Consider the following 22,881-nt stretch of genomic DNA (forward strand, 5'->3'; position numbering starts at 1 on the left):
AGGCGGCCCGCCGCTGACTGAGGCACAATGGGAGCGGATGCCATGATCCCGGCATCCGTTCCCGCCTGGCCCACGAGGCCCGCCGAAGGAGACTGCGATGACGCACACCCTGCCCCTGCCCGATTTCGCCCACGAGCGGGTGGAGGTGATCACGGGTTCGCGCAGCGGTCTGTTCCTGGCCGTGGCGCTGCATTCGTCCGTTCTCGGCTCCGCGCTCGGTGGTGCGCGACTGTGGACGTATCCGCAGTGGAGCGACGCCCTCGGTGACGCGCTGCGGCTCTCCGCCGCGATGACGCTGAAGAACGCCGCCGCGGGGCTGGATGCCGGTGGCGGCAAGTCCGTGATCCGCCTGGCCCCGGGCGAGACGTTGGATGCCGACCGCCGTCGCGCCGCGTTCCTCGATCTCGGCGACGCCGTGGAGCTGCTGGATGGGCGCTACCGCACGGCGGAGGATGTCGGATCGACCACGGATGACATGCTCACCGTCAGTGAGCGCACGCAGCACGTCGTCGGCCTGCCCTCGACCGTGGGCGGCTCGGGCGAGCCGGCCGGTCCCACCAGTCTGGGCGTGTACGCGTCGCTGCAGGCGGTGCTGGAGCGCGTGACCGGGTCGGCTTCTCCGGAGGGGCGCCGGGTGACGATCTCAGGACTCGGACAGGTGGGTGGACGTCTGGCGTCGCGCCTCGCCGAGCACGGCGCTCAGCTGACGGTCACCGACATCAACCCCGCTCGGCAGGCGTTCGCCTCGGAGATCGGTGCGACGTGGGTGGAGCCGGGCAGTGAGCACCTGGTGGCGGGCGACGTCTTCGTTCCCGCCGGTATCGGCGGCGTGCTGACGGATGAGGTCATCGATGCGCTGGATGTGAAGGCCGTCTGCGGTCCGGCGAACAACCCGCTGGCCTCGCGTGCCGGCGCGGACCGCCTGGCCGCGCGCGGGATCCTGTATGCGCCGGACTTCGTGGTGAACGCCGGTGGGGTGATCTACCTGGACCTCGAGGCGAAGCAGCTCGGCACCAGCGAGGAGATCATGGCGCGTGTGGCCGGAATCGGTGACACGGTGCGCACGATCCTCGACGGCGCGGAAGAGCGCGGCATCACACCTCTGCAGGCCGCGGAGGAGCTGGCCGCGTCGCGACTGCAGGCCGGTGCCGAAGTCGGGGTCCGGTAGGACTCGGGGCCGCGCAGGACGACGGCGGTAACGCGCCGACTCGTGCCGCCGGGTGCGGCGAGGCTGTGAAAGGCTGGAGGGGTGACGATCATCCCTCCAGCTCCCGGTGAGCCGCGCCGACCCGACGGTCCGCGAAACAGCGGGGATGCCTGGGTCGTCGCCCCGACGGGGGAGAAGTACTGGGGGCGCTACGGCGCGGCCGGACTGCTCGCCGTGGACGCGGAGCGGGGCGTGCTGCTGCAGCACCGCGTCGGCTGGAGCCACTTCGGCGGTACCTGGGGCATGCCAGGTGGCGCACTGCACGAGGGTGAGAGTCCGCTGGCCGGTGCGCTGCGCGAGGCGCAGGAGGAGGCCGGGATTCCCGATGGCGCCGTCCGGGCGCGGTTCGCCAGCCTGCTGGATCTGGGCATCTGGTCGTACACGACCGTGGTCGCAGACGTCGTCGTGCCCTTCGACCCGGTGATCAGCGACCCGGAGAGCCTGGCGTTGGAATGGGTGCCGGTCGATGAGGTGGACGAACGTCCGCTGCATCCCGGTTTCGGTTCGTCCTGGCCGATGCTTCGCTCGTTGCTGCCGGTGCGTCCGGTGATCGTCGTGGATGCCGCGAACGTCGTCGGTTCGGTGCCCGACGGCTGGTGGAAGGATCGGCCAGGTGCGGCGGTGCGGCTGCGCGACCGGCTTTCGTCCTGGGTCGCGGGTGGTGTGTCGCCCGATGAGCTCGGGCTCGACGCCTACCGCTGGTTCCCGCGGGTGTCTCTGGTGGTCGAGGGCGAGGCGCGGGCGATCTCGGAGGCGGACGACCGGAACGGTCTGCGTGATCGGGTCGAGGTCGTGCGTGCGGACGCCGGTGGCGACGACGCGATCGTCGATGAGACGCAGCGACTGCTCTCCGGCGGCGCGCGAGCGACGGTCGTGACGAGCGATCGCGGCCTGCGTACCCGGATCGAGGCGCTCGGCGCGGAGGTTCATTCCGCCGGCTGGCTGCTGGGCCTGCTGGGCTGAGGCTCGCGCTCCCGTGGGGTGCTGGGGCGTTGGGGTGCTCGGGTGCTGGGGCATTGGGGTGCTCGGGCGCCGTGCGCTCCGGCGCTATCGAGTCGCGATGCGGCCCAGCCGGATGCATTGAGGCCAGGTGCGTTCCGGTCGGTCGGTGCAACCCAGTCAGAAGGGTGCGTCGGCCATGGCGGGTGTCACTTCGGTATCGAAGGCGAGGCGCTGCCCTGGCGGTGGTGGTGCGTGGGGTGGTTCGGCATTCGGTGGTTCGGCATTCGGTGGTTCGGATGGTGTGAACATGACGCGCCGCGGTGCGGGGTCGGTGTAGTCGCGGCCGGTAGGGCTGGTCCACGTGACCGTCTGGTCGGGGAGTTGTCGGGCTGTCCACCGGTGTGCGTCGGGGATGTCGGGATGTTTGAGCGTGTGATGTGCTCTGCAGAAGTGCGCGAGGTTGTCGATCGCGGTACGCCCGCCCAGGGCGTGGTCGAGGTTGTGATCAGTGTCACAGCGGTGAACGGGTTGTCGACACCCGGGGAAGCGGCAGTGCTGGTCCCGAGCACGCAGATACCGGCGCATGGGCTCGGGAGGGGTGTACGTGTCGGTCTGGGTGACGAAGCCGCGAGGGCTCAAGAACAGGCGCGTCCATCCAGTACGGGCTCCCGCGAGCGTGCGGGCGATGTCGGGGTGCAGCGGACCATGGCCGTCGAGTTCAGCGGGCAGATCATCGGCTCCGGTGAGGGTCGAGCCTGCAACGGTGACCTGGATGGTCGCACGGATGTCGTCCAGGCCCGCGCCGTGCACCTCGTCGGGAGCGCCGGCGAGCAGGAGGTCGGTGAACAGGTCGGCGCGGAGCTGATCCATCGTGCGGGGGTCGGCCGGGATGTGGACGATGAGCGGACTGTCATCGTTGAACCGCGGATCCGTGGCAGGGTCGGCTTCCACGGCCTGCGCATCCCTGATAGCTGCGGCCTCGGCCTCGAAGTCGTCGCCGTCCTGCCGAGACAGGGGATCACTGATGAAGGTGTCGCCCGCGAAGATCCTGTCGGCGAAGGCGTCGGCTGCGCGCGCGTGGGCGGCGTCGGTCTCGGCATCCCATCCCGCTTCCTCGGGGGTGACGGGCGGCAGAGCGGGGTCGCGATCGTCGGGGTGCCGGGCCATCGCGGTGAGCCGGTCGAGGATGCCGATCGCGAGGTGTTCTGGCAGTACGGCCTGCAGCAGGGCGAGTCCGTCGCCGACCGAGCGGACGGTCACCGTGCGCTCTTCGGTCGCCTTCTTGTGCCGCTCCACGATGGTGAGGCCGGCGAGGGCGGCGGCGACCTGTCGGGCGTGCGCTTTGGTGCGGGCGGGGGTGTCATGCTCTGCGACCTCCAGCACCGCTGCCTCGTACAGGGCGAGGGTGTCTGCAGCGACATCCCCGGCGCTGACCGCGTCGCGCACGGCCTGCGACTCCCGGATGATCTCCCGCACATGCGCCGGCGTGAGCCTCCCACCCTGGAACGCGGTGCGGACGAGATCGAACTCGGCATGCAGCAGGCGGGCGTCGGTGAACGCGAACTCCATCGACCCGTTCGAGAGGTGTCCGGCTGCCGAATACTCCGCGGTCATCGAGCGCTCGATGACATCCCGATGCAACGGAGCCGCCGCGATCTCGTCCTCCATCAACGCCCACCGCTGCGCCAGTAATCCGGCCGCCTCGGCCTGCAGCATTGCGATCTGTCTCTGCGTGTCCCGCCACGCATCCAACAGCGCCACGCGCCGTTCGATGAGAGTGGAGACGTCCTCGGCCATATCCCCAGTTTAGAACAAAACTACGAAGAACGGAAGGGGATCCGTGACTGTGGATAACTCAATCCTCGCCCGAATCCCGGCCCCTCAGCCGGTCGATCTCACGGCGCTCCCGCTTGGTCGGGCGCCCCGCTCCACGGTCGCGCACGCCGAGCATAGCAACCGGATCGCGGGGAGGGGTGCGATCGTCGTAGGCGGTCACGGCGATCGGTGCGCCGACGCGCTTGACGAGGGTCTGCTTCACGCCGAGGATCCGGTCGAATCCGGCGATGCGCACTCGCACCTCGTCTCCCGGCTTGACGGTCTGCGCGGCTTTCGTCTTCTCTCCGTTGACGCGCACGTGCCCGGCACGGCATGCGGTGGTGGCTGCCGAGCGGGTCTTGTAGATCCGTATCGCCCACAACCAGCTGTCCACGCGGACCGGCTTCACCGCATCCGTCATCTCGACTCCCGCTTCGCGAGTGTGCGGAGCACGCCCCAGACGATCAGTCCCTGGCCGATCGTGTAGGTCGCCATGACCGCCGGGCTCGTCCAGTCGGGCATGCTTGCGGGCAGGAAGAGTCGGAAGGCGAGGATCGAATCGCTGGCGAGGAAGAACGCTCCACCGACGGCGACGACCGGGTGGCAACGGGCGGAGGTGGCGGCGGTGCCGGCCAGGATGAGTCCGTAGCCCGCGACCGCGGGAAAGAGGTCCTCGGTGTGCGGTCCGAGGGCCGCCAGCATCCCGACCCACCACGCGACGTAGACGAGGGTCCACCAGGGCAGTCGTCGGACGCGCGCGAAGCGCTGGAACACGGTGATGTAGCCGATGTGCGCGATGCCGAAGAAGAGGAGCATCAGCGGCAGTTCCGGCCCGTCGGGGAAGAAGGCTCCCGCACCGTCGCCGAGCCAGGAGAAGGCGATGGCACCGATCAGCAGAGCGAGGAGGAGAAGCGAGCGCAAGCGGGGCGCGGCGAGCAGGACCGGGATCGCCAGCAGCGGCATCAGTGCCAGCTTGGTGGGCCCGGCGAGGGGGCTGACGACCGAGAGGGCCAGGACGTGGATGACGGACAGTGCGAGGTACGGGACCCAGGCCACGACGTCGAGGGCGCGGATGCCGACGGAGCTTCCCGCATCGCGGATCGTCGACGGGGCAGGGGCGGTATTCACGACTCGACCGTGACCCCGGTGACGGCGCCGTCTGCGTCGAGGTGCGCGGCCGGCCAGTATCCCTCGGGGAAGTGCTCGCCGCAGGTGTCGGCGAAGTGCAGCACGAACGTTCCGTCAGCCGCCGTCTCGATGGCCTCCAGCTGCAGATCCTGTGCGCCTTCGTCGAGCTCGTGCTGTTCGGGTTCGATGTCGCTGAACTGCGTGACCACGGCATCGGATGCAGTGCGGCGGATGCCGTCGAGGTCTGCGACCACGACACGCAACCGGGGGAGCAGCGTCTGCACGGATTCGGTGTCGGTGCCGTCGATCATCAGCTCGATCGCGGAATCGCCGTCGCGGATGCTGCCGACGTACCAGTCGTGGACGGCGACGGTTCCATCGTCGAAGACGCTCTCGCCTCGGACGAGCTTTCCGAGGACCGGATCGTCGAGGAAGGGATGCTGTGCACTCATGGCTTCACGGTAGCGCGGGGCGTCACGTCAGCTGGCGAACCACGAGCACGCGTCCTCGGGTCAGGGGCTCTGCCTCCTGGAATCCGCGGGAGAGGAACGTCGAGAGGGTGCCGTGGAACAGATCGTTGGAGCGGTGCTCCCCTTCGGAGGTGTCGACGGGGTACGCCTCGATCATGCGGGCACCCGACTCCTTCGTATAATCGATCGCGGCGTCGAGCAGCTGACCGTTCAGGCCCATGCCGCGGAACTCGCGGCGCACGACGAAACACGTGACAGCCCAGACGCTCGGGTCGTCGAGAGGTTCGTCGGTGGCGGCCACGATCGCCCTCGTGCGGAGGATGCGAGTCTGCACCGTGCGAGGTCCGATGCGGATCCATCCGGCGCCCACGCCGTCGACATAGGCGAGGAGCCCGGGCGGAGGACCGGAGGAGATCTCGTCGTGCAGCATCCGCCGGCGCTGTTCGAGGTTCGTCGCCTCCCAGTCCTTGTTGCTCACGACCGGCCAGATGCACTGACAGCTGCGCCCGTCTCCGCCGCCGGAGAGAGAATGCTGCACGTCGTCCCACCGAGTGATCGTCGCGCGTTCTGTGGTGATCGTCGCCATGCTGGCACGCTACGCGCGGTGGCCGACATCGGCAACGGATGCCGCGCACCACGCCCGACCAGCACGGTTCGCGACGGTGTTTCGGGTGGGCTAGGATAGTGGAGTTGCCCGCGCGAAAGCGCGGACTGCCACGGGCTGTGGCGCAGCTTGGTAGCGCACTTGACTGGGGGTCAAGTGCGGTAACGACTCGGTACGGCTCGAAAATAGAACAACGGGATGTGGCGCAGCTTGGTAGCGCACTTGACTGGGGGTCAAGGGGTCGCAGGTTCAAATCCTGTCATCCCGACAGAAAAGCCCAGGTGAGAGGAGGTTTCTCACCTGGGCTTCGTCGTTTTGTTGTCCTTTCGGAGGGGTTTATGGAAGCATCCATCCTCGGGTGCTGATGCCTTCCGAGGCGCTTCGAATGCAGCCGTTGCGACGAGCCGGGACCTGGCCGGGACCTGGAACCCGCTTTGGCCCCCGATCGGGCGCCTTTTCATCGACGAAGTGCCGTCGGGCGACTGGACGGAGCGGGGCTGTCGCGGTCGGGGTTGTCGTGTCCGTCGAGGAACGCGTTGGCGCGTGCGGCGGCGTCGGTGAGGTGCCTGGTGTCGGGGTGGAGGTAGCCGCGGGTCGTCTCGATGGATGGGGTCTGATGCAGGAACAGGTGACAGTTCTGGTTAGGCCGCGAGGGCCAGTTCTTGGTTCATGATGGTTTCGAATTCGATGGGCGTCAAACGGCCCAGGCGTGCTTGCCGGCGTCGGCGGTGGTAGGTCCGCTCGATCCAGGTCACGATCGCGATGCGCAGGCCCTCGCGTGTGGTCCAGGAGCGCCGGTTTAGGACGTTCTTCTGCAGCAGGCTGAAGAACGATTCCATTGCCGCGTTGTCCCCGCATGACGCGACTCTGCCCATCGATCCGACGAGGTTATGCGTGGCGAGTTCTCGGCGTAGTTTCCGGCTTCGAAATTGCGATCCTCGATCCGAATGGACGATGCAGCCCGCAACGTTGCCGCGCATCCGGGCGGCGTTGCGGACAGCGCGGACCGCGAGTGGCGCTTTCATCCTGGAGTCGATCGAGTAGCCCACGATCCGGCCGCTGAACGCGTCTTTCACGGCGCAGAGGTAGAGCTTGCCCTCGGCGGTCTTGTGCTCGGTGATGTCGGTCAGCCAGAGCTGGTTCGGCCGGGAAGCGGTGAACTGGTGTCGTTCGCGTCCGTGCTCGTCGATGACGACGCAGAGGTCGTCGTGAACGGCAGGACCCGGCTTCTTGCCGTTCTTGCTCCGCTTCTTCCCGAACACGCTCCACCAGCCATTCTCGGATGCGATCCGCCAGGCTGTCCGGTCCGACATCGCCTCGCCCTCGTCGCGGGCTTCATCGGCGAGGAGCCGATACCCGAACTCGGGGTCGTCGCGGTGAGCATCGAACAGTGCATTCGCACGATACGCCTCCTCGAGTTCCCGCTGACTCACGGAGTTGCGCAACCAGCGGTAATACGGCTGACGAGCAAGCTTCAATACCCGGCACGACACCACGACAGGAATCCCGTCCGCGGCGAACTCGCTCACGAGCGGGTAGAGCCTTTTCCCGGTAAATGAGCCTGAGACAGATACGCGGTCGCGCGACGCAGGACCTCGACCTCTTGCTCGAGGAGGCGATTGCGCTTGCGGAGTTCACGCAGCTCCGCGGATTCCGACGACGTCTGTCCGGGCTGCTCGCCAGCCTCGATCCGCGCCTGACGCATCCACTTATCAAGCGTGCCGACATGGACACCGAAGTCTTTCGCGATCTGCGCGAGAGTGACCTCTGGATCACGGTGCTCCGCAACGCGGATCACATCGTCACGGAACTCCTTGGGGAACGGCTTGGGCATGATGACATCCTTCCAGGCCAGCCCTCTCGGCTAGCCACGTTAGATGTCACCTGTTCCTGCATCAGACCCACCAGGGAGAACCTGTATGTCGCGCTCACCCGCGGCCGGGAGACGAACATCGCCTACGTCGCCACCGACAAGCCCGACGACTCCCACCAGGCAGCCCATCCCGGCGACAACACCGAGGCCACCGCGAGGTCGGTGCTGTTCGGGGTGCTCGCACACGTCGGGGCTGAGCTCTCCGCGCACGAGACCATCACGGTCGAGCAGGAGGCCTGGGCGAACATCGGCCAGCTCGCCGGCGAGTACGAGACGCTGGCGGCCGCAGCGCAAAGCGACAGGTGGGCGAACCTCGTCCGCACGTCCGGTCTGACCGACGAGGAAGCCGAGGACACAATCGCCTCCCCATCGTTCGGGGCGCTGACCGCCGAGCTCCGCCGCGCCGAGGCCAATCACCACGATATCGAAACGCTGCTGCCCCGCCTCGTGCGCGCACGCGGCTTCACCGACGCCGACGACATCGCCGCCGTCCTCCACTACCGCGTCGCACGAGCCAGCACCAGGTCAGCGGGTTCCGGGCGCGCACGGAAGACACCCCGCCTGATCGCCGGCCTCATCCCCGAAGCCACCGGCAGCATGAGCACCGAGTTCCGGCAGGCGCTCACCGAACGCCGCGACCTCATCGAGACCCGCGCCGACGCGCTGCTGGACACCGCTCTCACGCAGCGCGAGAGCTGGACGAAGGCGCTTGGTGCGCCGCCGAGGGACGCCAAGACCGCCGCGACGTGGCGGCGCCACGCCCGCACGGTCGCCGCCTACCGTGACCGCTACAGAATCACCGACCCCACCCCGCTCGGCGCGGCCGTCGAGGATGACGCGCAGAAGATCGACCAAGCGCGCGCCGCTGCCGCATTGCGGGCCATTGCGCAGGCGAAACAGGTTCCCGTGCTTGAGCGCCGACTAGCCAGACAAGCGGCTCGCGGACTCGGGTTCTGAGGCGGATCGTGTCGGCCTGTCATCCTTATTGGAGACGGAAGGACGAGGATGACGCAAGCGGAGTTGGCAGCCGATGTGGCGCGCCGCCTCGGCGTCGTCGCCCACCCCGCCGTGACGCAGATCGCCGAAGCAGTCGCCCTGTTCGCTCCGCTGGGATGGGCGATGTGCGATCGCTGGCACCAGGCCGGAACCGTCCGCGTCCTACGCCTTGCCGCGAAGGGAGCCGAGCCCGCAGCGATTGATGAGGCGATCACCGAGGTCTGGAACTCCGACAACCAGGTGCTTCTCCGCCACGCTGCGGCACCGATCCGCCGATGGTCGAACTCTCACTACCCGTTCAAGCAGGTGCTCTGGGATCGTGTGGCTCTAATCGAGAAGGCGATCGAGCACCATCTTGCGGGTGCTTACGAGGCGTCCATCCCGATCATCCTGGCGCAGATCGACGGGATGAGCCGCGACTTGACCGGGCAGTCCTTCTTCTCCAAGGCCAACGCAGACCCGTACCTTGATGATGCGACGCTGGCCGGGATGGAGGAGAACCTGCCGGTCGTCCGCCGCGTCTTCTCTGAGAAGGTCGATGAGTCCGGCAGCTTCGGCCTCGTCTCGCGCCACGGTGTCCTGCACGGTCGAGACCTTGGCTACGCGACGCGAGTGAACTCGACCAAGACGATCGTGCTCGTCGCCGCCCTGGCCGAGTATTTCCCACGGATCGCCGACGACGCGGGCGCCCGATTGCGCCGACTCCACGAAGAAGCCGTCGCAGGCTCAGCAGAGCTCGATTACGCGGGCCGCCTGGTCGATGACCGGCACATCCCCGAGCTGCTGAACTTCGCCTACGACTTCGACACCGAGTACCTCAACGCCGTGCTGCTCCGCCCCGGTTCGTTCGACGCTCACAAGACCCTCGTGCAGGTCGCAAGAAAGCACACCCTTGATCCCGATGCCTTCACCGCCGGGCGAGATCAAGTCGGATGCTGGTGGCACTACACCGTCCCCGCAGGACAGACCCTCGGCTACGCGGCCCGGCCGACAACCAGCACCGAACGGCGCCACCCCGACGTGTGGCGCTGGGATGCCGCGGAACGGCCCAGCGTGCCGCCGTGGACGGACCCGGCGGGGTGGCGCTCTGATGATGACTTCCCGCGTTCGCCCAACTGCGGACGCGATCCCGTCATCTGAACTCAACCGTCGCCGGTCGCTATGTGAGGCGAGTGCCCCCTTTCCGATGTCAGAGCGGCGTCGTACAGTGGATTGCGAGGCGGCCTCTATTGGCGCTGTCGCTCCCCGTGACGGTATGACCATCCCGCACGCTGCGGGCGGTCCTTTCAGGTTCTTGTCGCCGAACCCCTGGAAGGACTGTGCCCATGTTCCGGCTCATCTGGGCGGCCAGCGTCCGCACCCACAGCATCCTCAGCTACGCGCCCACCAACCTGCTCATCGCCGCCACTCGTACCCGCCGCGGACTGCGCTGGGGTATCCCCGCGATGCTCCTCGCGATCCCGTACCTCCTCGCCGCCTACTGGTGTGTCACGACCATTGAGGCTGGCGGTCCTAGCTGGCTCAACCTCTTGGTGCTGCTGTGCGCGTGGAACTCGATCAAGCTGATCCTCAACGGCCCGATCACCGTGATCCTGCTGATCCGTGCCACTCTGCGCGACCACCGGGCACACGGCGCTGCGCGAGGCGTCGAGCGTGGCAGCCCAACCCCAGCGTGATGCCTACTGACGGCGCAGATGTGTCGATGGCGGGCTGACCAGGAGTTTTTTCGAGCGTCTGGGGTGGGGCAGTAGAGTGGCCCTGGGGTCATGTCGGCCCGGCGCGTCGTTCACCCTCGACGGTATCGGTCGTGTTCTCCTGGAGGTGAACGCCAAAGTCTGGAAGGAGTGCTGACGCGTGGCCAAGTATGCAGTGAAGCTCGAACGCTCAGCGCCTCTCACCCTTCCGAGACATCCGGATGCCCCCGATGACGAGAAGTTCGCCGAGTGGTGCGCCGCCGAGAAGGAAGCTGGACGCCCGCTTGCCATTGACCTGTTCTCCGGAGCAGGAGGCCTCGGCGCGGGCGTGGAGGCAGCCGGATGGAGTGTGGTCACCGCTGTCGACCACGACAAGGCCGCCCTAGAGACGCACCGCGCGAACTTCCGCGGGCAGGCTCTCGACGTGGACATGTCGGATCAGGCTCAGGTCGGCGCGCTGATTGAGAAGCTACGTCCGTTGGGCATCGATCTCATCGCAGGCGGGCCGCCTTGCCAGCCGTTCAGCAGGGCCGGCCGGGCCAAGATTCGCAGCCTCGTCGAAGACGGCGTGCGTGATGCGGTCGACGCCCGCAAGGAACTGTGGCGCTCCTTCATCGACGTCGTGACCGCGCTGCAGCCTCGCGCCGTGCTCATGGAGAACGTCCCCGATATGGCGATCGGCGATGACCTCATCGTGATCCGAGAGATCGCGGAAATCCTCGAACGAGCCGGCTACATGGTCGATTACCGGCTACTCGACGCATGGCGGCATGGTGTACCGCAACACCGCAAGAGGTTCATCCTTCAAGCCCGACGCGACGGCGCCGTTCCCGAGTGGCCATCGCCCAGCCCCTACCGTCCGACCGTCCGCGATGCCATTGAGGATCTCCCGTCCTTGAATGACACCACCGGCGGTCGGGAGCTTCCACACTCCGGCGAACCCAGGAGCGAACTCGCGAAGGCGCTACGTGCCTCCGCCGAGACAGGCGTCATCTACGACCATATGACTCGTCCCGTGCGCGCAGACGACAAGGAAGCTTTCGAGCTCATGACGTCGTCCACTCTTTACTCGGACCTTCCGGACCGTCTCAAGCGCTATCGCTCCGACACCTTCAACGACAAGTACAAGCGTCTGCCCTGGGACGATCTGAGCAGGACAATCACCGCCCACATAGCGAAGGACGGTTACTGGTACATTCACCCGGCCGAGCACCGGACGCTGACAGTGAGAGAAGCTGCGCGCATCCAGACGTTCCCTGACGACTTCCGATTCGCGGGCACTAGGAGCGACGCGTTCCGACAGATCGGGAACGCTGTTCCTCCGATCCTCGGCCGCGTCGTCGCGGAGATGGTTCTCCCGCTTGACCTTCCGCGGACGGACGTCGCTTCCCTGCCCGCGATGCGCGATCGACTCACCGCATGGGGACGACAGCAGCGCGAATCCACGTGGTGGCTCTATCCCGGACCCAAGATGACTGCCGCTTCCGCGGCGGTCGTCGCGTTGCTTGACCTCCATCGCCTCCCGAAGGAGTCCGCCGCTTCCATCATGCATCCGCTCCAAGGAGTGCAAGACCTCTCCATCGCGTCGCTCCAGCACATCGACGTACACGCGCTGAGCAAGACGAAGAAGCAGTCGCTTCGCGAGCTTCGCGAGATGCTGCGCGGGCCGGGAGCCGTGGACTGGACCCCCCTAGTGGCCGCCTCGCTGGGAACGGCGCAACGCAAGCTCTTCTCCCTCCTCAGAGGAGGGAACGAACTGATCGTCAACGAACGCGTGAAGAACGTCGTCGCCATGCTCATGGACCTGCCTGAAGCGCAGACCGGCCTCCACACCGACATCAAGGTCGCTCTCGCTCAGCTTGTATCCAGCGGTCCTGACGCCGCGCTCAGAATGAGCGCGCTGCGTTTCATCACCGTGTCCGAGGCCCGCGCGCTCATCAAAGCCACGCCGAGCACGACTACCAGAACGAAGGCGGCCTTATGAATGACGACGCCTCACAAGCAACCAGAGACGCTCCTGACGGAAGGGGCGCGCTGCGGCCCCGCGCACGCCTGCTCCGCACCCTCGGCAATGACCTCATCAGCAGTGACAAGGTTGCTCTAATCGAACTCGTCAAGAACTCTTACGATGCGGACGCCACCACGGTCCTAATCCGATTCGAAGGTCCGCTGGAAAGCGGAGAAGGCCGCATCGAGGTGTGGGACGACGGGCATGGGATGGACGTGCCCACACTTCAACGATCCTGGCTCGATATCGCCACCGACACGAAACGACGCAAACCCAAGAGCGACGGCGGACGCCGAGTCCTCGGCGAAAAAGGTATCGGGCGACTGGCGGCTGCGAGGCTCGGCGACGAGCTTCTGCTGGTCACACGGAAAACCGATGGCCGCGAAATCAACCTCCTCATCGACTGGTCACAGTTCGATGAAGAGGACGCCTATCTTGACGAGATCGAGGTGGCCTGGGAGATCAGCGACCCTGACACCTTCTCGGAGGACGGCCAAGCCGCCTCTGTCTTCTCCGAGTCCGGCAGCGAGACCTGGACGCACAGTCGAGGGACACTCCTCCGGATCGAGAAGCTCACTCACGCATGGGATGCGGACGATTTCATCGAGCTCCGCACAGCATTGACCCGGCTGATCCGTCCACGTCCAGCCGACCATGCCGCGACAATCGACGCGGTCGAGGCGAATGGCTCCGAAGAAGGCCAGAAGGCAGCGCAACCCGACTTCCAGATCCTCGTAGAGCTTGAGGATGTCCCTGAGTCGCTACAGGGCTTTGCGGGTCCGATCGATCCGTCCAGCGACCTGAGGACACCGCATTACCGGCTGAGCGGGTCGGTCGACGCCAACGGGGTTGCTACCCTTCGTTACGTCCAGCAGGAACCGGCGGTTGACGACGACCTCGGCGAGAAGACGCTCTGGAACAACGACAAGCGTGCCCCGCAAGCCGGACCGTTCGAGTTCGAGATCAACGTCTGGGACCGAGACAAGGACGCGATCCAGCGGACGCTGACAGCGTCGAGCCCGGACGGGCCGCCGCCAACGCCGAAAGACCTAAAAGGATTCCGGGAGACTCTCGACGATGTTGCCGGCGTCAGCATCTACCGAGACGGTTTCCGCGTCCTGCCCTTTGGCGAGAGTGGCGACGACTGGCTCGGCCTTGACCTCAGACGAGTCCAAAGTCCGACCCTCCGACTCTCGAACAATCAGATCGTCGGCCACGTGTTCATAGGCGCCGATGCCAATCAAGGGCTCAAGGACCAGTCCAACCGCGAAGGTTTCCTCGCTGGCACGGCCTACTCCGATCTCCAAACGCTCGTGCGGGCGGCGCTCAACGAGCTCGAGCGTCGTCGCTACGAGGCACGCCATCCCGAAAAAGCGCAGCCCGAGAAGAAGGGCGGCCTATTCGAGCGGTTCGATCTGGGGGAGATTCGTGCCGCACTCGCAGCGAACTATCCCGGAGACTCCCGTTTGATCGGGCTGATCGACGACAAGAACCGTGACATCCAGGAAGGCGTCGTCGAGGTGCAGCAAGTCCTGTCCCGGTACTCGCGTCTTGCGACGCTGGGATCGCTCGTCGATCGAATCCTTCACGACGGGCGAACCGTCGTGACGCGCTTGAAGAACATCTCGCGCTTCGGCAAACGCGACCTGGGCAAGACGACTCTGTCAGCCGCCGAAAAGATCGCTATCGCTCAGAAGTCGATGGGGGAGACCGCGGACCAAGCGGACATACTGGCGGCGCTGTTCAACCAGATCGAGCCCTTCGGCGGGCGCAAGCGGGGACGTCCAAAGGAAGTACGGACTCGCGAGCTGATCGAAAAGGCGATCTCGATCATGCAAGTTGAGGCGGACGACCGCGGTGTTAGTCTCGCGGCCGGGGATGCGGATATCTCAACACGGCTCGACGAGGCGGAAGCACTGCTCGTGCTCGTCAATCTGATCCAGAACGCGATCTACTGGGTCTCTACGCAGCCACGAGACGCAGATCGCAGAGTCATGGTGGACGCCCGCAACAACGCCGACTCGTCGCTCACGCTGATCGTCAGCGACTCCGGCCCAGGCGTGGCCGACGATCTTCGCCACCGCATCTTCGACCCCTACTTCTCGACCAAACCAGACGGTGTCGGCCTTGGCTTGAGCATCGTGGGGAACATGGTCGAAGACATCTATGGTGGTGAGCTGGCTCTCGTCCAAGAAGGTCCCCTCGGCGGAGCGACGTTCGAGGCCACGTTCAGGAGGCGCGTCTGATGACTGGGAAGACATGGCGCGTGCTCATCATCGACGACAATCCTCAGATGGCGGCAGACGCCCAGCGCGAGATCGTCGACGTGTTCGAGCAGAATCCAAATATCGACGTCGAGGTTTCGATCGAGACTGACTTCGAGAAGGGCTTCAACATCGTCAAGGACGGCGGGAGCGATGTGGTCGTCCTCGATGTTCGACGCGATGCCACGAACTTGACTCCGGTTGACGAGACCGTGGGGCACACGGTGTTCCATGAGATCAGGGAAGCGAGATTCGCTCCGGTCATCTTCTGGACCGCTCTTCCCGAGAAGGTCGAAGAAGAGGCCATGGCGCCGCTTGTCGCTGTGCTCGGCAAGGGCGACATCGAAAAGCTGCCGGCTGCTGTCGAGGCGGCCATCACAAGTCGTACAGTCGACACGATCGCCGACATCGAGAATCATGTGACGTCCGTGCTCACGAAGCACATGTGGACCGAGCTCGGCCCGCATTGGTCGGAATACACGGATGGCGTAGACCCGGCCACGGTCGCGCAGGTGCTCATCAGCAGGCTTGCGCGCATTCTGGACGAAGACCGCGAGCATTCGTTCACCGCCCATCCAAGCCACCGCTACATCTACCCGCCCGCATCGGATACGCGTGCCCCAGGTGACGTGCTCCGGGAGCCGGGTGGCGACTGGTGGGTGGTCTTGACGCCGGCGTGTGACTTCGAGCAGAAGAAGTTCGAGTTTGTCCTCCTCGCTCGCGCGGGACAGCTCAAGACACACAAGAAGTACCTCGACTGGATGGCGACGAAGTCCTCGGGAAAGTGGGGAGAACTTCGCAAGGATGTCTTGATGGCAACGCAGGGTAGGTACCACTACCTTCCTGCATTTCGAGACATACCGGACCTCGTAATCGACCTTGAGAACATCCGATCCGTCACAGCAGATGCGCTAGAGGCGATGGAGGCGGTCGCTTCTCTCGTGAGTCCCTTCTCGGAAGCACTTCTTGTTCAGCACAGTCACTTCCGAGGGCGCATAGGTGTGCCCGACCTTGACCCGGAACTGATGAAAAAGCGCCTTGAGTCGGCACCGTCGGCCAGTGCGTAGTGCAGGTTCGGCCCCGCCGTGAAGTGGACCAATGAAGTGACAAACGGCCTGCAAACCCTGCAAAACGTGACGCGCAGAGCGCGCTCCTGAAACGTAAAACCCCTGGTCAGGCGGGCTAAGACCCATCATCCTGGCACCTGGGGGTCAAGGGGTCGCAGGTTCAAATCCTGTCAGCCCGACCGATCTAGGCCCGGAAACTCTGAGGAGTCTCCGGGCCTTTTGCATTCCCCGAAAACGTGTGAGACTCCAAAAAGACCCCGGTTATCCACAGGGACATGCCAGGATATGGCTGTGAGTGTTCCTGCCAACGCCGAGATCGTCGCTGGGTTCGAAGCGTCGATACCAGAGGCTGAAAAGGCTGTCATCATGGCGGCGCGAAACGTCGCTACCTATGCCGAACAACGCGGTGACGTGGATGTGCTGCGCATCTACGCGAACCTCCAGTTCTTCATCACTCAGGTTGAAGGCGAATGGGGCGGCGGAATCGTCACAACACGCATCGGAAAGTGAGTCAGCGCCGAGACGGCTCGACCATCCACGCGGACTCTCCACCGTCTTGGGTCTGATGGAGACTCGGGGTATGTGATTCCGGATGAGGAAGCCTGCCGTCCGCATCCCGACACCGAGTGCAACCGTGTCACGAAGACCCGGTGAGCGCACGAATATCAGGAAGTCAGTCGATCCTGCCCGACTTCGATGCCGAGGTCCTGCATGTACTGGGCATAGTCTGCTTCTGCGCTCGCCGCTTGGCCGTGGGCGCCGATGGAGGTCAGAGCGTGAATGAGACCCTCATGCGCTCGCCGCTCGTACACGTCGAACCTCAGGATGCGCCGGTACGCATCGATTCGGCTGAGATGATCGCCCTGCTCGCTCGCCGCCAGCGCGAGGGCGTAGGCGGCCTCGAGGAAGGCGTCGTGGACTTCACGCCGGTAGTGGAGTACCCATGGTTCGTCGGGTTCGTCGATGAGAACGTCACCCTCGTAACTGTCCAGTGCGGTCGTCAACAGGTCGATGCGCGTCGGCGCATCCGTCGTGGGCTTGAGTGCGGCTCTCACAGCGCTCATGAAGCTCTCGGCATCGATCTCGATCAGGCGGGTGTTCACACGCACGACATCCCCGCGAGTCTCCACGAACGTGTTCGGGGAAAACTCTGTCGCGGAGTCGAGTGCTCGACGGATCGTGCTGATCGCGACGGCCAGCCGGTTGTTCAGCCGGTCGATCTGCTCGTCGGGCCACAGCAGGTCGATGAGACGCTCCCGCGTTATGGGGGCGCCTCGTCGAGCGACGAGGATCTTCAAGAGCTCGCGCGCCTTCTTCGATTGCCACCGAACCGGCTCTCCCTGCACCGAGATGGTGTCGAACGCTCCCAGAATTCGGATCGCGGGTCTGGCGTCCGGATCGGGGGAATCGACGCCCCGAGCATCGCGGTCGCGGTGTCTGCGGATCGACGCGAGCAGGGACGCGGCAAGTTCTTCGAGTCTTCGCAACCGCAGTGAACGAGCCGCAGCGAGTGCCTCGGCGGCGAGTGTCTCTGCCTCCTGCGCACCCGCTGGGTCGTCACGTTGCAGGAGCAATCCGGCCAGGCCGATCTGAGCTTCGGCCAGCCAGGGGTGCGCCGCGAGTTTCGCGGTGAAGGCGATGCCGGCTCGATAGTGATCGATGGCCTCGTCATCATCGCCGAGGAGAAGACTCAGGCGCGCGAGGGGAAGATGCACGGTCCCCAGGCAGGTCACGCTGGAACCCATCATGATGAGCCGGTCGCGGAAGGGCCGCAGCGTCGTACGAAGCAGCGCCGCGCTGTGACGGTCGCCGAGCTCTGCACTCACCGACGCGAAGAGGCTCAGCGTGGCCAGCCAGTTGCGATCCCGTATGAGCGTGTCGGCTGGGGGGATGGTCTCGAGCAGCGCACTCGCTGCGATCCGCCGCCCTTGCTGTGCCCAGACCCACGCGAGATGCACAGCCCAGAAATGCTCATTCGGCGCGTTCTGGCGAGCTTCGAGAACGAGGGATTCGAGCTCACCGCTGCGGTCCTGAAGCCAGCAGATGACGGCGAGGGGTCCGAGCCAAAGACTCTGGCCTCCTGGTCGTTCAGCAGGCGGCGCAGCGCTCTGCCCCGCCTTGATGATGGCTTCCGCACGGTCCGTCTGTCCGTCCAGGATGGCCCGCAGACATCGAAACCGCATCGTCGCCTCGTCATCCTCCAGCCAGGGAGCTGCTGTCAACAGGGCTCCGGCCGGATTCAGGACGCGGTCGAGTTCCGCCATGGCGCCGCTCTCAGCGAGCTCGACCAGCAGCAGGAAATACGCGCCGGAGAGAAGCTCGCGGTCGCGACTGTTCCGCGCGATGAGCAGCGCTTCTTCGCCGTTCGCCAGACGCTGCTCGAGTGATGACCCCGGCGAAGGCGCGACGCAACCGGCGAGCAGCGACCACCCGACCGAGCGATCGTCCCCGGCCGCCTGCGCGTCCGAGTGCGCAGCAACAGCGGCCTCCCGTGCGGCAGACGGGTCGATTTCGTGCAGGACGCACGCGCGGAGCGCGTGGATCCGGGAACGTTCTGCGTGGGCGTGCGGAGGAAGCTGCGCCAGTGCTGCGGAGAGATCCTGCGCCTGCGCCACGGCCTCCGCAACAGAGGAGCGCAGCAGTGAAACGACAGAGAAGCTCATGCAGCAGACGATACGAACGTCGATGAGAATCTTCTGTCACTCGGTGGCGCCCGCGTGAAAGGCGCCTTTCACGATGCTTGAACTCGCCGCCGATACGTTGTGGGGCAGTGCAGCATCGCCCGCCCTTTCCGCTCGGTGAAGACGAGAGGTGTGCGCACACAGATCTGGAAGGAATCTGATGACGACACGTCACACGCAGGAGTTCCCGCGACGACGGGAACGACGAGCTCGGAAGCTGACCCTCGGCATTGCCGCCGCCGGAACGATGACCGCGAGCGCCCTGGCTGCCACACCTGCGCTGGCCGCTGACTTCACTGTGTCCACGGGTGCGGAGCTGATCCAGGCGATTGCGGATGCGAACGCGACACCCGGGCTTGACTCGATCACCATCGACGGCTCGATCGTGCTGGAGGCCGACCTGCCGCAGATCACGGATGACCTGGTCATCCAGGGGCAGAACGGTGCGACCGTGGACGGGGCTGCAGGCGCGTACCGAGGGATCCTCGCTGAGGAGATCGACCTCTTGAGCATCGAAGGCGTTGACTTCCGCGCGCTCGCGGGCACGGCGATCGATGCTTCTGACGTGCAGGAACTCGTGGTCTTCAGCGTCGGCATCGAGCAAGTCACCGGGTACGGGGTCAACGTCTACGCCAACGGCACGAGGGTCGAGATCGCTGATCTCGACGTGCGCGAGTCGCGCTACGACGGCATGCGGATGCGCCTGTTCAATGGCGCCTTTGCCGATGTTCGCAACGTGTCGGTCCGCGACTCCGGTCGTGTCGAGGCAACACAACCCGCCCGCGACCGAGGTGGTGTTTCTGTGCAGGCGATGCATCGCGCTACTGCGGAGCTTGCCAGGATCGACTATCTCGAGAGCACTGATGCGCGGGACCGTGGGGACGTGAGTCGCGATTTCGCCGGGGTCGTCCTGAGCAGTTCCGAGAATGCCAGGGTGACCGTCTCTGATGCGACCATCATCGGACCGATCGACGTCGCGCTGCAGCTCACCGGTGCAGGTGACAGCGAGATCAGCATCGCGGAGCTCTCTATCGAAGGTGTTCCGTTGCGCACCGAGCATGCCGTCGACATCCAGGCCTCCGAGACGGCGCAGGTCGACGTGAGTGACTTCCGTGCCGTCGGCAGTGGTTCGCTCCTCGCGGAACTCGGCGACAGCTCGCAAGTGCGTCTGTCTCGGGGTCTCTTCGACGGTTCGGGTACCGAAGCCGCGATGGCTGCCCACGGTAGCGACCCGGCGGCGAACGGTCGGTTCGAAGCACGCGAGGTGACGATCCGAAACGCACCGTGGACGGGGTTGTGGGTCGATGGCGTCGCTGACACCGACCTGACGTCGATCACTTTGGCTCACAACGGTACGGCGGAGCCCGGCCCCGCACTGACGCTGAGAGGCAACGACACTGTGCGAGTCACCAATTCCACCATCAGCGACAACGACGGCCAGGGTGTCATCGTCCGCAGCTCGGACGCGCCGCAGCAAGTGCTGATCAACTCCACGACGATCGCCGACAACACTGCCGAGCAGTTCGCGGTGCTGCGCGCTCAGGGGGCGCAGACGCCGAGCGTGAAGCTGCGCAACAGCATCGTCTCAGGAGCCGCGGAGCTGGAGTTCGAGGGGCCCCTCGACGGCTTCGAACGGGACCAGAGCGGTGTGACGAGCAGCTACAGTCTGTGGAACGGAGTCTCCGCAGACTTCGCCGACCACATCGCCGCCTCGGGTAGCGGCAACATCCTGAACGACGATCCGCAGCTCGGGGCTCTGGCCGACAATGGCGGATTCACCCTGACACGGTTGCCCGCTGCCGACAGTCTTGTCATCGATGCGGGAGACCCCGACCCGACGGGCACACCGGCCACTGACCAGCGTGGTGCCGCCCGCATCGACGGAATCATTGACATGGGGTCCGTCGAAGCCGGTACTCACGATGGGGGCTCCGGTGATGGGGGCTCCGGTGACGAGGGCTCCGGTGACGGTGGGGCCGGTGACGGTGGGGCCGGTGACGAGGGGTCCGCTGACGGGGGGTCCGCTGACGGGGGGTCCGGCGAGTCGGAGTCTGGACTCGGTGTCACTGGGCCTGACGCCAGTGCGGAGGAGCTGGCCGCGACGGGGGCTGCCAGGATGACGGGGCTTCTGCTGTCTGGCGGTATCGCGGCGGCAGCTGGACTCGTGCTGCTCCTGTCGACGCGTCTGCGACGACAGTCGACCTGATCGGGGTCACGGTAGGGCGCTGGGGAGAGAGCGGATGCTTCTCTCCTCAGCGCCCTACCCGTTCCCCTGAGAGGTGCGCGAGCGCGTCGACTCGCCGTCAAAGACGGCGTCAGCGCGTGGAGGCGTCAGCCGAGCAGATGGCGCGTATGCGCGGCATGGTCGCGCACCTCGACGGCCCAATCCGCGTAGGGCTCTTCGGAGAAGGCTGCACCGCGGTAGAGCCGCTTCGCGGCGAGCCTGCCGGCCTCGTCCTGTCTTCCGGCCAACGAGAGGAAACGCTCCAGATCGATCTCCACGTGCTCGGTCTCCAGCCGGATGGAATCGCCTTCGGTCACCACGTGATGCTGCGTCGGCCGCATCCGCTCGGGGTCGAGCGCGCGGCGGATCACATTCACCGCGACCGAGAAACGATTGCTCAGCGCGATCGGATTCTCGCCGGGCCACAGCACGTCCATGAACACCTCCCGCGAAGTCGGAACCCCCCGCGCCGCGATCAGCATCTTCAGCAGCTCACGTGCCTTCCGCGAGGTCCATACAGCACGCTTGCCGCAGAGGGAGACGACCTCGAAGCTGCCGAGCACCCTGATGTGCGGGCGATGCATGGCTCGTTGCGCGAGGGCGGCGAAGCCGCGAGCCTCTGACGTCATTCTGGCCTCGGCGAGCAGCTCGTATGCGGGGATCTCCGCAAGACCGTGACGCAGAGCGAACTCGGCCAGCTCGATCTGCGCCTCGGCGAGCCATGCCAGAGCACCGGTGCGCCCGCTTGTCTCGATTGCCAGCTCGAGATGTGTGCGGGCGGCATCGAGCAGCCCGAGACGCTCCTCGAGCAGCCCCAGCGTACGGGCCGCGGTTCCCCAGAACGACACCCCGATCCCCACGGGCACAAGATGGTCTGCGAAGGGCAACAGCAGCTCACGCAACTGCATCGCATTCTCCCGCGTGCCGCCGCGCACCGCGATCTCGGCGAGAACGGTGATGGTGGAAAGCCAATATCTATCGCGAGGGATCTCAGGTGGCGGCGGCAGCGACCTCAGCATGGTCTCGCTCGAGGTGCGGCGCCCTTGAAGATGCCACAGCCAAGCCAGGGACGCGGACCAGAGGAGTTGTTCGGGGTATTCCCGACGGGAGGCGAGGAAGCCCTCTTCGACACCGTCGACACGTCCCTGCATCCATCGGATCATGCCGAGCTGGGTGGTGTACAGCGCCCGGGCGACGGTGCCGCTGCGTGGAGACTGCTCGAACAGAGTCTCTGCTTGCTGCTCGGCTTGCGCGGCCTCGCCGTCGAGGATCAATCGCAGGCAGCGAAACCAGACCACCGGGTTCGCGTACGGCTTCTCGCGCAGTTCGGCCATGGCGGCACGGCGCTCGAGCAGTTCGGTGTCGAGTGAGCGAATCTCGCCCTGCTCCAGAAGGCCCGTCAGCAGTAACGCGTATCCCACCGGGATCAGGGCGGTCTCGCCGTGCCGGCCGGCGATATCGAGGACTTCCTCAGCCACCTCCACGCGACGCGACGTATGTTCCGGGCCGGGCCGGGTCATGCCCCAGGCAGCCAGCGCATACGCGCGGGCGATCTCGTCCCCCAGCAACTGCGCCCCGCGCGACAGCTCCGTGGCAGCGGTGGCGGCGGTGTCCAGGTCGCACTGCGCAGATCGCAGCGCGGACGGGGCGATGAGCGCGGCGGATCGGAGCTTGAGGGCGAGAAGAGGATCGAGTTCGCCGAGCTCCTCGAGAAGTTCCTGGCAGCGCCGCTCATACTCGGCGGCGGCAGCGACAGTCAGTCCGAGCGGAATTCCCTCTTCCAAAAGCCTTACCGCACTCCACCGCGCTGATGCAGCTGGCAGTGATCCGTCGACAGTTTTGTTCAGCATATGTCTCAGACCATAGCGTGACTGCGGGTTTACCATTGTCGTTGCCGTGCCAAGGGGT

The 22,881-nt window shown here is 65.8% G+C and carries 18 protein-coding genes and 1 tRNA gene; 11 read left to right on the forward strand and 8 right to left on the reverse strand.

Going from position 1 to position 22,881, the window contains the following annotated elements:
• The first annotated feature begins 97 nt into the window (after positions 1–97).
• Positions 98–1,168: a Glu/Leu/Phe/Val dehydrogenase dimerization domain-containing protein gene (locus tag ACFQY2_RS10415; RefSeq protein WP_378745711.1), complete on the forward strand. Its 1,071-nt coding sequence runs from the start codon at positions 98–100 to the stop codon at positions 1,166–1,168.
• An 81-nt stretch (positions 1,169–1,249) separates the two neighbouring features.
• The gene (locus ACFQY2_RS10420; RefSeq protein WP_378745712.1) at positions 1,250–2,170 is read left to right on the forward strand and encodes an NUDIX domain-containing protein; all 921 of its coding nucleotides are present in this window, start codon (positions 1,250–1,252) and stop codon (positions 2,168–2,170) included.
• Between the two features lie 156 nt (positions 2,171–2,326).
• On the opposite strand, the gene ACFQY2_RS10425 is transcribed toward ACFQY2_RS10420, so the two are convergent.
• The 5 genes from ACFQY2_RS10425 to ACFQY2_RS10445 are packed head-to-tail and all read right to left on the reverse strand — an operon-like array spanning position 2,327 to position 6,148.
• Complete coding sequence (locus ACFQY2_RS10425) at positions 2,327–3,946, reverse strand: HNH endonuclease signature motif containing protein (RefSeq protein ID WP_378745714.1); 1,620 nt, start codon at positions 3,944–3,946, stop codon at positions 2,327–2,329.
• Between the two features lie 58 nt (positions 3,947–4,004).
• Positions 4,005–4,385 carry an RNA-binding S4 domain-containing protein gene (locus ACFQY2_RS10430; protein WP_378745715.1) on the reverse strand — a complete coding sequence of 127 codons (381 nt, stop codon included), beginning with the start codon at positions 4,383–4,385 and terminating at the stop codon, positions 4,005–4,007.
• Complete coding sequence (locus tag ACFQY2_RS10435; RefSeq protein ID WP_378745716.1) at positions 4,382–5,092, reverse strand: lysoplasmalogenase family protein; 711 nt, start codon at positions 5,090–5,092, stop codon at positions 4,382–4,384. Before ACFQY2_RS10435 ends, ACFQY2_RS10430 begins: the two co-directional genes overlap by 4 nt.
• Positions 5,089–5,544, reverse strand: a complete 456-nt coding sequence (locus tag ACFQY2_RS10440; RefSeq protein ID WP_378745717.1) for a hypothetical protein — start codon at positions 5,542–5,544, stop codon at positions 5,089–5,091. The genes ACFQY2_RS10435 and ACFQY2_RS10440 overlap by 4 nt, the downstream gene beginning before the upstream one ends.
• Before the next feature lie 22 nt (positions 5,545–5,566).
• A complete protein-coding gene (locus ACFQY2_RS10445) occupies positions 5,567–6,148 on the reverse strand; it encodes a GNAT family N-acetyltransferase (RefSeq protein WP_378745718.1) in 582 nt (193 codons plus the stop codon).
• A 212-nt stretch (positions 6,149–6,360) separates the two neighbouring features.
• Between ACFQY2_RS10445 and ACFQY2_RS10450 the strand changes: the two genes are divergently transcribed.
• Positions 6,361–6,434: transfer RNA gene (locus tag ACFQY2_RS10450), tRNA-Pro, on the forward strand.
• A 373-nt stretch (positions 6,435–6,807) separates the two neighbouring features.
• On the opposite strand, the gene ACFQY2_RS10455 is transcribed toward ACFQY2_RS10450, so the two are convergent.
• Positions 6,808–8,000, reverse strand: a protein-coding gene (locus tag ACFQY2_RS10455) for an IS3 family transposase (RefSeq protein ID WP_378745720.1) whose coding sequence is annotated in 2 segments (ribosomal slippage) — positions 6,808–7,713 and positions 7,716–8,000 — 1,191 coding nt in all. Because the reading frame shifts where the segments join, the coding sequence is not laid out codon by codon here.
• On the opposite strand from ACFQY2_RS10455, the gene ACFQY2_RS10460 reads away from it, so the two are divergent.
• The 7 genes from ACFQY2_RS10460 (at position 7,944) to ACFQY2_RS10490 (ending at position 16,578) form a co-directional block, all read left to right on the forward strand.
• On the forward strand, positions 7,944–8,996 hold the full coding sequence (locus tag ACFQY2_RS10460; RefSeq protein ID WP_378745721.1) for a hypothetical protein: 1,053 nt from the start codon (positions 7,944–7,946) through the stop codon (positions 8,994–8,996). The two genes, ACFQY2_RS10455 and ACFQY2_RS10460, sit on opposite strands and share 57 nt — an antisense overlap.
• A gap of 48 nt (positions 8,997–9,044) precedes the next feature.
• Positions 9,045–10,175, forward strand: a complete 1,131-nt coding sequence (locus tag ACFQY2_RS10465) for a hypothetical protein (protein ID WP_378745722.1) — start codon at positions 9,045–9,047, stop codon at positions 10,173–10,175.
• Between the two features lie 185 nt (positions 10,176–10,360).
• Entirely contained in the window at positions 10,361–10,711 is a 351-nt protein-coding gene (locus ACFQY2_RS10470; RefSeq protein ID WP_378745723.1) for a sulfate permease, read from the forward strand.
• A gap of 178 nt (positions 10,712–10,889) precedes the next feature.
• Positions 10,890–12,713 carry a DNA cytosine methyltransferase gene (locus ACFQY2_RS10475; RefSeq protein WP_378745724.1) on the forward strand — a complete coding sequence of 608 codons (1,824 nt, stop codon included), beginning with the start codon at positions 10,890–10,892 and terminating at the stop codon, positions 12,711–12,713.
• Positions 12,710–14,983, forward strand: a complete 2,274-nt coding sequence (locus ACFQY2_RS10480) for an ATP-binding protein (protein ID WP_378745725.1) — start codon at positions 12,710–12,712, stop codon at positions 14,981–14,983. The genes ACFQY2_RS10475 and ACFQY2_RS10480 overlap by 4 nt, the downstream gene beginning before the upstream one ends.
• On the forward strand, positions 14,983–16,068 hold the full coding sequence (locus tag ACFQY2_RS10485; RefSeq protein WP_378745726.1) for a hypothetical protein: 1,086 nt from the start codon (positions 14,983–14,985) through the stop codon (positions 16,066–16,068). The genes ACFQY2_RS10480 and ACFQY2_RS10485 overlap by 1 nt, the downstream gene beginning before the upstream one ends.
• 291 nt (positions 16,069–16,359) lie before the next feature.
• The gene (locus tag ACFQY2_RS10490; RefSeq protein WP_378745728.1) at positions 16,360–16,578 is read left to right on the forward strand and encodes a hypothetical protein; all 219 of its coding nucleotides are present in this window, start codon (positions 16,360–16,362) and stop codon (positions 16,576–16,578) included.
• A 155-nt stretch (positions 16,579–16,733) separates the two neighbouring features.
• Here ACFQY2_RS10490 and ACFQY2_RS10495 read toward each other — a convergent pair whose 3' ends face one another.
• Positions 16,734–18,731 carry a BTAD domain-containing putative transcriptional regulator gene (locus ACFQY2_RS10495; RefSeq protein ID WP_378745729.1) on the reverse strand — a complete coding sequence of 666 codons (1,998 nt, stop codon included), beginning with the start codon at positions 18,729–18,731 and terminating at the stop codon, positions 16,734–16,736.
• 403 nt (positions 18,732–19,134) lie between these two features.
• Between ACFQY2_RS10495 and ACFQY2_RS10500 the strand changes: the two genes are divergently transcribed.
• A complete protein-coding gene (locus ACFQY2_RS10500) occupies positions 19,135–20,955 on the forward strand; it encodes a choice-of-anchor Q domain-containing protein (RefSeq protein WP_378745730.1) in 1,821 nt (606 codons plus the stop codon).
• A 125-nt stretch (positions 20,956–21,080) separates the two neighbouring features.
• On the opposite strand, the gene ACFQY2_RS10505 is transcribed toward ACFQY2_RS10500, so the two are convergent.
• On the reverse strand, positions 21,081–22,859 hold the full coding sequence (locus ACFQY2_RS10505; RefSeq protein ID WP_378745731.1) for a hypothetical protein: 1,779 nt from the start codon (positions 22,857–22,859) through the stop codon (positions 21,081–21,083).
• Positions 22,860–22,881: the final 22 nt, after the last annotated feature.

The sequence above is a fragment of the Microbacterium sp. GCM10027623 genome (assembly GCF_042666935.1).
Lineage (GTDB): Bacteria > Actinomycetota > Actinomycetes > Actinomycetales > Microbacteriaceae > Microbacterium.